The organism is Streptomyces sp. NPDC001617 (assembly GCF_053596855.1).
This window is the reverse complement of the sequence record NZ_JBSFHA010000158.1, coordinates 1-10281: the sequence shown is the minus strand read 5'-3', so window position 1 is coordinate 10281 and position 10281 is coordinate 1. Positions and strand designations below refer to the sequence as shown.

Below are 10281 nucleotides of genomic sequence, written 5' to 3'. Positions count from 1 at the left end.
CACCCGTGACGCTGGACGCGGACATGCGGCCTTCACCTGAGAAGTGCTCCTTCGACATCAACGGCCAGGATCCTCCACAGGTCTCATCGTTGCAGTTCAGGAGCACTTCTCGCGTCTCTGAGCAAGCGGTAGACGGCACCGCTCGTGAAAGCCCGAGGTTAAGGCCGCGGTCGATGGAGTTTCAGGAGAGATCCGGTCGCTGCGGCTGGCGCCGGAAACGGTGGCGGTGCTGGCCTGGGCGGCGTCGTTGCCCGCTGCGGTGGCGGTGGCGTACGGGGCCGGGGCGCCGCCTCGTCGTTGGCGGGGATGCCCAGCCGGTCGGCCATGGTGGTGAGGGCCGTTCCCAGCGGGAGCGCGACTCGGGTGATGGCGTGCGGGTCGCCCCGAGTCGGCTCCCGGTTGACGAACAGCACCGGCAACCCGGCTTGGGCCGCCTGGCGGACGAACCGGAGCCCGGACATGACCGTCAGGGAGGGCCCCAGGACCAGCAGCAAGGCCGCCTCACGGACCAGCTTGCGGCAGTGCTCGACCCACCGCGGTGGAACGGCTTCGCCGAAGAACACCACGTCCGGTTTGAGGATGCCGCCGCAGACCGTGCAGGGCACCACGCGGAAGTCCCCGACCTGGTCGTCGGTGAGGTCGGCGTCACCGTCCGGCTTGATTCCGGCGGCCACCGGCTCAAAGCCCACATTGGCCTCCTCCAGCCGCCGGGCGAGTTCGCAGCGCGGGCTGAAGGCGCCGCAGGAAAGACGGACGACCCGGTCCAGGCTTCCGTGGAGTTCCACGATGCCCTCGCTGCCGGCGGCCTGGTGCAGGCCGTCGACGTTCTGGGTGACTACACCCGAGAGCAGGCCGTGGCGCCCGAACGCGGCCCACGGCCCGGTGAGCGGCGTTGGAGCGGGCGCGGCCGAAGGTGCGCCAGCCGAGGTGGCTGCGCGCCCAGTACCGGCGTCGTGCCCGGGCGCTGGCGGTGAAGTCCTGGTAGGTCATCGGAGTGTGCCGGGTAAGGTTCCCGCCCTCGCCCCGGTAGTCGGGGATGCCCGACTCCGTGAGCTTCCGCCGGCGATGGCGCCGTTGGCTCGGAGTGGGACATCCCGCGCGTGCCGCTGTGCCCCGCCCGCGCGTCATCGCCGCCCGCGTCCTTACCGCCTGGCACTGCGAGCGGCCGGACTCCTGGGGCAGAACATCTAGTCCGTCCGGGTGGCGGCGAGGTGGGCGTCTACGGCGACGACACCGTCTACGCCCTGGTAGAGGCCCACGACCACTGGACCGGACATACGCTCCAGCCGCGGCCAGCCGTCTCACGTCGCGGGATTCCCCAAAGCCGCCGTCCCCGGTCCCCAGCGCGCGCACCCGCGTCCTGGACCCGCTGCTGCTGAAGGTCGCCGAGTGCGCGGCCATGCCCGAGGGCGCGGCCTTCACTGAGATGCTCAACAAGGCCGCCTACACGGCCGGGGGACTGGCGGCCGCCAGGCCCTCGACAAGACCCGCCGCCGCAACACCAAACCCCCCTACGCGCGCGACGGCCGCTTGGTCGGCTACACCCTCCTCGACGACCAGGCCGAACCCGCACCTTGCGCTGACCGGCGCGCCCACGCCGCGATACCACCCCGTGGTCCCTGGGGCACGACCAGTACCGGCGGCCCCTGCGCGGGGACGACGACTGCTGCCTGCTCAATGACACCGGCCATGGGCCCGAAAGCGAATCCGGTCAGATAACGCGTCGCACCGGACGGCTGGAACCAGCCACCGGAATCGGCACACACCAAAACGTCGAGGCCGGCTTTCTCCATGCCTGCGCGTACCGCCGCAAGGCGTCCCGCCAGTTCACGGTCGAAATCGCTGTCCGGGACAGGCGTGGAACCGGCTGAATCCGATACCGAGATGTTCATGGATCTGACGCTAGGACGCTTTCCCCGGCGCAGCCACGGACGGCTGGACCCTGGGTCTGACAGGACCAGGCAGCCTGCCGGACCGCCCGATAACGTGCGCTGCATAAACGCCGGAGCACTACAGCAACTGGGACGGAATGATGAGCGCACAGCAGGTAGAAGTAGTGAAGGGGCTGTTTGCGGCCGCCGCCCGCGGTGATATCGAGGGAATCAAGAATTGCCTGCACCCCGAGTTCACGATCGACCAGGCCATCGGCACGCCGTACGCCGGTACCTATCGCGGCTTGGAGGGATTCCTGGAGATGTTCGGAATCCTGACATCTCACTTCGACCTCAAGTCGCATGACCAGGTGTTCCACGACACCGGAAATGCCGAGATCGGCGTGATCGTCACGTTCGACGTCGAGTTCACCTCCCGGACGACCGGGCAGCGGGCGACCAGCGGCAACGTCGAGCTCTATCGCTTCGCCGACGGACGGATCCGCCACATCGACGTCTACTACAAGGACGCTCAGGCGGTTGCCGAGCTCGCGTCCCCGTCGGATTCCGATGCTGCGGCGGGCACTTCCTGACCGGTCGGGTCGGGTCGGTTGGCGACCCAGCTCAGCAGCATCCCGAGGGCCTCGGCCGTCGGTGAGCCGAGCCGCGGCAGATAGGTGATGAGTGAGCGGTCGGGACGTGCGGGCACGGTCAGCGTGTGGTAGTCGAACTCGAGTGCGCCGACGATCGGGTGCACGATACGGGCGACGCCCAACCGCTTCTCCCGTACGTCGCCGGTCGCCCACAGTTGCCGGAAAGGCTCGCTGCGGATGGCCAGCTCACCGACGAGCGCGGCCAGCTTGGCGTCGTCGGGCCGGCGTCCTGTCAGCAGGCGCAGCTGGGCGACGGTCTCGGCGGCGATCGCGTCCCAGTTCGCATACCGTGCTCGTGCCTCGGGGTGCAGGAAGAGCTCTCGTGCCGCGTTGCGGGGCTGCGGCATGCCGCTCACGTCGAACACGGCCTCGGCCGCGGCGTTCGTCGCCACGATGTCGAGACGGGCGTCGAGCAGCACCGCGGGCGCGTCCCCCATGGCCTCCAGCAGCCGGACCAGCGGCTCGTCGGGCACTGCCGCCACCCGGCGCGTCGCTCTCCCCTCGGCGCCGGTTCGACCGGGGCGAGCGAGGTTGCGAAGGTGCTCGGTCTCGACGTCCGAAAGGGAGAGCGCCTGCGCGACGGCGTCGAGCACCTGGTCGGAGACGTGCGCGGTACGCCCCTGCTCCAGGCGCTGGTAATAGTCCGGGCTGACACCGGCGAGCAGGGCGACCTCCTCGCGTCGCAGCCCCGGTACCCGCCGCCGGGTGAGGCTGGGCGGCAGCCCCGCCTGTTCAGGCGTGATGCGCTCGCGTCGGGTGCGCAGGAACGCACCGATACTCGTCTCCACCCCATCGACGGTACGCCGCCGATGGCAGACCAGCCTGGCCCTGCTGGACCCAGGTAACAGCGGACCTTCCTCGAACCTCATCGGTGGACCAACGTCGGACCTGCGGTTCCACACGGGACGCCCAGAGAGGAAGACAGGACAGATGCGCGCAGCAGTAGTCAAAGAGGTCGGTGGCCCCGAGGCGATCGAGATCGTCGACGTGGCGACACCCGAACCGGGGCCCGGAGAGGTCCTGGTCAAGGTGGCCGCCGCGACGGTCAACTTCGCCGACGTCATCGTGCGCATGGGGCTCAACATTCAGTACGGCGCGACCGGAGCGCGCCCGCAGTTCGGCCTCGGCACGGATGTGGCCGGCACCGTCACCGCCCTCGGCGAGGGTGTCACCAGGTTCGCCGTCGGGGACGCCGTCCTCGGCACTCAGGAGCGGCTGGACCGGCCGCTCGGAACCCAGGCCGAGTACGTCGTACTGGAAGAGTGGGAACTCGCTCCGGCGCCGAATGGTACCGACCTGGTGCAGCTGGCCACGGTCGGACTGAACGCCACCACCGCGGACCAGGCGCTGGACGCGTTGGCCTTGGAGCCGGGGCAGTGGCTGCTGGTGTCGGGTGCTGCCGGCGGGGTGGGGCTCTTCACGGTGGAACTCGCTCGGCTGCGGGGGCTGAGGGTGATCGCCCAGGCCAGGCCGGCCGACGAAAAGCTCGTCCTGGAGGCCGGCGCGGAGCTTTTCGTCTCGCGCGACGACGACCTGGTGCCCACGGTGCGCAGGCTGGTGCCCGGTGGCGTGGACGGCGCGGTCGACGCGGCCAACCTGGCCGCCGGGGCGGCGGACGCCGTACGGCACGGCGGTGCGTTCGTGTCGCTGCTCAACTCCGCGCCCATGGCGCGCCGCCAGGTGCGGATGACCAATCTGGCCTGGCACACCGACGCCGAGCGCCTGGCCAAGCTGGCCGCCTATGCGGGCGCCGGTCTGATCAGCCTGCGGGTGGCCCAGACCTATCCGCTGGAGCAGATCGCCAATGCCCACCAGGCCCTCGCCGAGGGCGGGCTCCGAGGCCGGATCGTCCTGGTCCCGAACCATGAGTGAGAGCAGCGTTGCCGCGATAAAGCGATTCGAAGGGCGCACGGTGGTCCTCACCGGGGGCTCCACCGGCCTGGGACTCGGCGCCGCCGAACGGTTCGTCGCCGAGGGCGCCACCGTCTACCTCGTCGGCCGTCGACAGTCCGAGCTCGACGCCGCGGTCGCCCGGCTGGGGCCTGCCGCGGTCGCCGTCCGCGCCGACGTCACCGTCAACGACGATCTCGACCAGCTCTACGCCACGGTCGCCGAGCGCGACGGACAGGTGGACGTGGTGGTCGCCAACGCCGGCGCCCCGTTCTTCGGCACCCTTGAGAGCTACACGGGCGGAGAGCTCGACGCGTCGTACGCCCTCAACCTGCGCGGCGTGGCGTTCACCGTTCAGAAGGCACTGCCCCTGATGCCCGAGGGCGGATCCATCGTCTTGATGAGCTCCATCGAGGGAGAGCGGGGCAGCCCCGGTCTCGGGGCCTACGCCGCCATGAAGTCCGCCCAGCAGTCCATGGCCCGCACCTGGGCCAACGAGCTGCGCGAGCGACGCATCCGGGTCAATGCCATCAGTCCCGGCGTGGTCTACACACCCGCCTTCGAGGCTGCGGGGGTGAACCGCGAGCAGGCCGAGGCCGTCATACCCCTCATACCCGCTGGGCGACTCGGTCTCGAATCGGAGATCGCTGCCGCCATCGCCTTCCTGGCCTCCGAGGACGCCTCGTTCGTCAACGGCGCCAACCTGGTGGTCGACGGCGGGCAGACTGAGATCGTCTGACCGCTCCACGGCAGCTTGCCCATCAGCCGGTGGGCAAGCTGCCGTGGAGACCGCTCCCGTACGACTTCGGCCAGCCGTTCGACCTGGTCAAGGTCTTCGGTAGTCGGGTTGAAGAACAGTTCGTCGATGCCCAGGCCTCGTACTGCTTGACCACGTTGAGCAGTACGGTGCCCAGGGAGCAGCCGACCTCCTGCATGGTGTTGACGGCGGCGGAGCCGGCGTGATGAGCAGGCCGAGTCCCGAGACGAGCAGCGGGAGCTGATGTCCGTCGGGTGCTGCTGTGGAGGTCGAGGGTGGTCAGCCAGATCACGCCGCTCCGGGCCGGGTGTCAGGACTCGTTGATGCGCTGGGCGCGGAGCCAGACCTTCGAGGTGGGGTGAGTGCCTCGGCGCTCTCCTTGCGGAAGGCTTGGAGCATGTACTGGCTGAGGCGTTTCCAGGCCAGGGGTGCGGCGCGTTGGGTCGCGCGGACGAGTCCGGTGGTGGCGTGCTGGAGTATGTACAGATCGCTGTGGTGGAAGTCGGGCCGGATGGCTCCGGCCTCGCGGGCGCGGGCCACCAACTGCATTGAGGCGCGGAAGGCGCGTTGTTTCTCGGTGCCGAACAGGTCGCTTCGGCCGCGCGAGGAGAGCAGGACTTCGCTGAAACCCAGGTCGGCGGCGTGCTCTTCGAGGATGTAAAGCACGTAGCCCTGGAAGGCCGGCCACGCGCACGGGATTGCGGGCGGGGGGTACGAGGGACATCGGAGCGAACATGATCTGCCTGGTCTGCGCCGCGAGTTTCGCGTAGAGCAGCAGGCTGTTGGGCATGCTCTCGCCGCTCTCGGTCTGGAAGTGGTGTTCCGCGCTGCCGAACCCGTCGAAGCCGAACGCGTCGGCCCAGCGGGCGATGTCCTCGTAGGTGCGCAGCATGGCCTGATAGGCGTGGACGTCCCAACCGATCGGGCGCCCGGAGTGTCGCTCCGAGGGCGTCGCGGGGTGGCACTGCTGCACCAGACAAGTGTTTTCACGGTGTCTCCTGTGGGGGTGGGCATGGTGGCCGACCCTGCGAGTCCCTCGCCGGGAGGTGGCCGTGTGCCCACACGGTCAGGGCAGCCAGGGGGATGAGGAAGGCGTCGCCGTGAGGAGTCAGGGCGTACTGGCTGCGGGGAGGCGGTCCCGGGTGGGTGTTCCGGGTGATGAGGCCGACCGTGGTCAGTTCCTGAAGACGGTCGGTGAGCGTGTGGTCGCTGATGCCGGGGACCCGCTCGCGCACCCGGGTGAAGTCTGCCTGGCCCTTGGCCAGAGCCGTGATGATCAGACCGTTCCAGGGTGTTCCCAGTAGGGCGAAGGCCCGGGTGAGGGCGAGGACGGACTCGGGTGGCTGCGGGAGTCCGGACCAGTGCACGGACTCGATACGCCGAGGGGTCGTCATGTGTGTCCGTTCCTGTACGGCGGAGGCGTCGCGGTGCGGTGCGGCGCCTCCGCCATACGGCGTCGTGATCGTGCCGGGCGCGGTACGCCGCCCTGTGCGGGATCGGCCCGGGTGGACAGAGGCCGCGGTCAGCCCATGTGGACGGGCGCCGCGCCCTCGGTGTGCTCCTGCTTGCCCGCGTTGATGGCCAGGAACGTGACCGCCAGTCCGCCCAGGAACATGGCGCCCGAGGCGAAGAAGGCCATGGTGTAGCCGTGGGTCAGCGCGTCACCGGCCTTCGCGACCAGGGCGAGGTCCTGGGTGGCCAGCCCCCTGAAGAGGGAGTTGGCGGCATCGGGCAGCTTGTCGTTCGCCGCCGAGGTGGAGATCGTCGACAGGACCGCGAGCCCGAGTGCCCCGCCGATCTGCTGGGCGGTGTTGAGGAGCGCCGAGGCCATACCGGTGTCCTGGTGGTCGACCCCGCTCACCGCGCCCAGCGTCATCGGGACGAAGCTCATGCCGAGCCCGACCGCGGTGACGAACATCGCCGGCAGCAGATGTCCGGCGTACGAGGAGTCGGGCTCCAGGGCGGCGAACCAGAGCATGCCAGCCGAGGCGACCAGCAGGCCCGGTCCGGCGATCAGCCGGGGAGACAGGCGGGTGATCAACTTGGAGCTCATGCCGGCGGCGGTCCCCATGCCTATCGTGAAGGGCAGGAAGGCGAAGCCGGTCTTGATGGCGCTGTAGCCGAGGATCAGCTGCATGTAGAGCGTCAGGAAGTAGAACATGGCGAACAGGCCCGCACCGATGAACAGCATCGTGCCGAAACTGCCGGAGCGGTTGCGGTCCTTGAACAGCCGCAGCGGCATCATCGGGTCCGCGGCGCGCGCCTGGATGATGAGGAACGCCGCCAGGAGTACGGCGGCCGTCGCGAAGGACGCCAGCGTCAGGCCGGTCGTCCAGCCGTGCTCGCCGCCGCGTGTGATGCCGGACGAGGGCGATCAGGCCGCCGGTGCCGGTGATGGCGCCGGGGACGTCCAGGCGGCCGGGGTGGCGCTCCGCCTCGACGAGGCTCTTGGTGCCGGCGAGGACGGCCAGGCCGATGGGGATGTTGACGAAGAACACCCAGCGCCAGTTGAGCGCGTCGGTCAGCGTGCCGCCCATCAGCAGTCCGACCGTGGCACCGACGCCGCCCATGGCCGCGTACACGCCCATGGCGGTGTTGCGGGACTTGCCGGCCGGGAAGGTGGTGGTGATCAGGGCCAGTGCGTTGGGTGCGGCGAGGGCGGCGCCGATGCCCTGGAGGATGCGGGTGCCGATCAACAGGCTCTCGTTGGGGGCGAGTCCGCCCAGCAGTGAGGCGAGGGTGAAGACGGCGATGCCTGCCTGGAAGATGCGCCGCCGGCCGAAGAGGTCACCCGCTTTGCCGCCGAGCAGCATCAGTCCGCCGAAGGCGAGGGCGTAGGAGTTGACGATCCACGCCAGGTTCCCGCTGGAGACATCCAGGTCGGTCTGGATGGCGGGCAGGGCGATGTTGGTGATCGTGGCGTCGAGGATCACCATCAGCTGAGCCGTGGCGATCACGAAGAGCGCCAGGCCGAGGTGCCGGCCGCCCGGGGAGGCCCCGGACGCATCGGTACCCGGCCGCCCGGGGGTCGTGGTGGTGCTGTCGGTAGACAAGGGAGAACTCCAAAAGATGGGTGAGGGGTGCGGAAAGGTAATTCACCTGGACAGGGAAAGGACGTGGGTTGTCACATCCGGTTCTCGTCCGGATGGGATGGGCACAAAGGACGGGTGGCACGTTGTCGAGTGCCGTTTCCGTTGAGTAGTCAGGCTTGATCGACGCGGCGTGAGTATGAGGAGAGTGACGGAAGGGAGGAAAACCTGTTTCCCATCACGCCGGCCGAGTTGTCGAATGAGGAATCCGTTTACATCCGAGATCGGCACCCGATCCGTCTCCCGCCGGGTGGTCCTGCCGGCCCAGCAGCAGCCCCGTCGGGTCGTCGCCGACCATCACGACCTCGGTCTTCTTCATGACTTTCGTCTCCTTGACGCCAGTAACCCGTTAGGCTGAGGAACTTCGGCACATCCGCCGAACGCCGGGGAGCTGTTTTCTCCGTCATCGGTGGATCGTGCCAGCGGGGCGTTAGCAAAAGAGAAACCAGAAGACGACGAGCCCCAAGGCCCGTACAGACCGAATGAACACACCCAGAGCACGGGCAGACAGCTCGCGAGAGTCGGCAGACCTTCTGCCCGTGTTTCGAAGCACGCATAGGCAGGGACGGGGCGACGGGCGGTTTCTGCCGCACGGGTTTCCCTGCCGAGGCTGAACCGGTACTGATCTGCCGGACGGCGGCACAGGTCCGCCACGGGATGGCGGCGGGCGGCCATGGCACGGAGTGCCGCACCCACTATTTCCTGAGCGTCGACGAACAGGACGACGGCGCTGCTGGCGTCGCCGAGGATCCGCAAGGCGTGCGGCTCACGGTCCGCACTCGGTCCTGGTCGAGGTAGCCAGTCCTTCAGGCCGGCCCGCGAGGCAGACACCGTGTGCCTTTGTTCACTTCAAAGGGCTCTGGCTCAACTTTTGGATGCTGACACGGAGCGCTGTGTGAGTGTGCTGGTCAGGCCCCTGTGATGGGTTTGAAGCGGACGGTGAGGCCGAGGCGGTTGCCGTCGGAGAAGCTCAGGTCCTTCTGTGCCGAGGGGGGGTGTGTCAATTTAACGGCTGATCTAGGTTGTTGAGTGGTCAGTTGTTGCTCGGGGTCAGGCGGCCCTCGAAGGCGATCTGGAACGCGTTGAGTGGTGACTTCCAGCGCATGGTCCACCTCTTGCGGCCCTTCCCCGTCGGGTCCAGGCTCATCAGTGCCATGTAGATGCACTTGAGGGCGGCGGCCTCGTTGGGGAAGTGTCCGCGGGCGCGGACGGCCCTGCGGATGCGGGCGTTGACGCTCTCGATCGCGTTCGTGCTGCAGATGACCTTGCGGATCTCGACGTCGAAGGAGAGGAAGGGCACGAACTCGGCCCAGGCGTCCGACCACAGCTTCACGATCGCCGGATACTTCTTCCCCCACGCCTCCTGGAACTCCAGGAACCGCTCCGTGGCGGCGTCTTCACCGCGTGCAGTTTCCGCCTCCGGTGAGCCACCCAGGCCCGTTGTTCGGCCATCGCCGCCTCGCTTGCGCGCAGCGGCCAGCCCTGGCCGCGGACCAGCATCTCGATCATGGCCATGCAGTCACGCAGGTCGGTCTTGACCCGGGCTTGCCCCATCTGCCCGCGAGCGAGCTTGACCTGGTACGGATTCAGCTCGACGACGTCGAATCCCCCTTCCCGCAGCCGGGCGGCGAGGGCTCGGTGGTAGTGGCCCGCGGCTTCGATCCCGACTCGGACGCTGACTGCGTCACTCTGTCGGACTGCCGACCGGATGGCCAGCTCCAGAGCCTCGGCCCCCGGCCGGGTCAACGCGAAGTCGACCGGCTCGCCGGAGATCCGTCCACAGTGATCGGCGATCAGGCCCATCGCACTGCGCTTACCGACGTCCACGGCGACGACCAGGCACCGCCTCTGCGGAAGGTCCCGCACTCGCGTCATGTACTCGGCCTGCGACAGACCACCGACAAACTCCGTCATCACATGCCTCCCCGGGTCTTCGGGGGACGACGTCCGTCACCCCTCACGGGGAGTGTCGTCCCAACCCAGGGCCCACTATGAGTACTTGGCGCCCTCGCCGCCGTCGC

Annotated in this window: 11 protein-coding genes and 5 pseudogenes; 5 read left to right on the top strand and 11 right to left on the bottom strand. The window is 68.7% G+C overall.

The annotated features are described in order from the left end of the window. Positions 1 to 158: 158 nt before the first annotated feature. Positions 159 to 1050: pseudogene (locus tag ACWC09_RS51520) on the bottom strand (Sir2 family NAD-dependent protein deacetylase); the annotation flags it as partial. A 417-nt stretch (positions 1051 to 1467) separates the two neighbouring features. On the opposite strand from ACWC09_RS51520, the pseudogene ACWC09_RS51515 reads away from it, so the two are divergent. Then, positions 1468 to 1575: pseudogene (locus ACWC09_RS51515) on the top strand (DUF6009 family protein); the annotation flags it as partial. Here the strand turns inward: ACWC09_RS51515 and ACWC09_RS51510 are convergent. After that, the gene (locus ACWC09_RS51510; protein WP_450859113.1) at positions 1539 to 1892 is read right to left on the bottom strand and encodes a hypothetical protein; all 354 of its coding nucleotides are present in this window, start codon (positions 1890 to 1892) and stop codon (positions 1539 to 1541) included. The pseudogene ACWC09_RS51515 and the gene ACWC09_RS51510 overlap by 37 nt on opposite strands. A gap of 140 nt (positions 1893 to 2032) precedes the next feature. On the opposite strand from ACWC09_RS51510, the gene ACWC09_RS51505 reads away from it, so the two are divergent. Next, entirely contained in the window at positions 2033 to 2464 is a 432-nt protein-coding gene (locus ACWC09_RS51505) for a nuclear transport factor 2 family protein (RefSeq protein WP_450859112.1), read from the top strand. Here ACWC09_RS51505 and ACWC09_RS51500 read toward each other — a convergent pair. Further along, on the bottom strand, positions 2404 to 3312 hold the full coding sequence (locus ACWC09_RS51500; RefSeq protein WP_450859110.1) for a helix-turn-helix transcriptional regulator: 909 nt from the start codon (positions 3310 to 3312) through the stop codon (positions 2404 to 2406). The genes ACWC09_RS51505 and ACWC09_RS51500 overlap by 61 nt on opposite strands. Before the next feature lie 142 nt (positions 3313 to 3454). Here ACWC09_RS51500 and ACWC09_RS51495 point away from each other — a divergent pair, with 142 nt between their 5' ends. Genes ACWC09_RS51495 through ACWC09_RS51485 form a run of 3 tightly spaced genes read left to right on the top strand, consistent with a single transcriptional unit; the run spans position 3455 to position 5377 of the window. Next, a complete protein-coding gene (locus ACWC09_RS51495; protein ID WP_450859109.1) occupies positions 3455 to 4396 on the top strand; it encodes an NADP-dependent oxidoreductase in 942 nt (313 codons plus the stop codon). Then, positions 4389 to 5153: an SDR family NAD(P)-dependent oxidoreductase gene (locus tag ACWC09_RS51490; RefSeq protein WP_450859108.1), complete on the top strand. Its 765-nt coding sequence runs from the start codon at positions 4389 to 4391 to the stop codon at positions 5151 to 5153. Before ACWC09_RS51495 ends, ACWC09_RS51490 begins: the two co-directional genes overlap by 8 nt. A gap of 29 nt (positions 5154 to 5182) precedes the next feature. Then, positions 5183 to 5377: a hypothetical protein gene (locus tag ACWC09_RS51485; protein ID WP_450859106.1), complete on the top strand. Its 195-nt coding sequence runs from the start codon at positions 5183 to 5185 to the stop codon at positions 5375 to 5377. 82 nt (positions 5378 to 5459) lie between these two features. On the opposite strand, the gene ACWC09_RS51480 is transcribed toward ACWC09_RS51485, so the two are convergent. The 8 genes and pseudogenes from ACWC09_RS51480 to ACWC09_RS51445 all read right to left on the bottom strand — a co-directional run bounded on the left by ACWC09_RS51480 (position 5460) and on the right by ACWC09_RS51445 (position 10063). Beyond that, positions 5460 to 5870 carry an SbtR family transcriptional regulator gene (locus tag ACWC09_RS51480; protein WP_450859119.1) on the bottom strand — a complete coding sequence of 137 codons (411 nt, stop codon included), beginning with the start codon at positions 5868 to 5870 and terminating at the stop codon, positions 5460 to 5462. Continuing rightward, positions 5866 to 6144 (bottom strand): annotated as a pseudogene (locus ACWC09_RS51475) (LLM class flavin-dependent oxidoreductase); the annotation flags it as partial. The pseudogene ACWC09_RS51475 and the gene ACWC09_RS51480, both read right to left, overlap by 5 nt. A gap of 13 nt (positions 6145 to 6157) precedes the next feature. Next, complete coding sequence (locus tag ACWC09_RS51470) at positions 6158 to 6565, bottom strand: winged helix-turn-helix transcriptional regulator (protein ID WP_450859104.1); 408 nt, start codon at positions 6563 to 6565, stop codon at positions 6158 to 6160. Positions 6566 to 6693: 128 nt separating this feature from the next. Beyond that, a complete protein-coding gene (locus ACWC09_RS51465; protein ID WP_450859117.1) occupies positions 6694 to 7458 on the bottom strand; it encodes an MFS transporter in 765 nt (254 codons plus the stop codon). 226 nt (positions 7459 to 7684) lie between these two features. Beyond that, positions 7685 to 8107, bottom strand: a pseudogene (locus ACWC09_RS51460) (MFS transporter); the annotation flags it as partial. Positions 8108 to 8438: 331 nt separating this feature from the next. Then, a complete protein-coding gene (locus ACWC09_RS51455; protein ID WP_450859102.1) occupies positions 8439 to 8579 on the bottom strand; it encodes a hypothetical protein in 141 nt (46 codons plus the stop codon). Between the two features lie 714 nt (positions 8580 to 9293). Next, positions 9294 to 9671 (bottom strand): annotated as a pseudogene (locus ACWC09_RS51450) (transposase); the annotation flags it as partial. Then, positions 9590 to 10063, bottom strand: a complete 474-nt coding sequence (locus ACWC09_RS51445; RefSeq protein WP_450859115.1) for an IS110 family transposase — start codon at positions 10061 to 10063, stop codon at positions 9590 to 9592. The gene ACWC09_RS51445 and the pseudogene ACWC09_RS51450, both read right to left, overlap by 82 nt. Between the last annotated feature and the right edge of the window lie 218 nt (positions 10064 to 10281).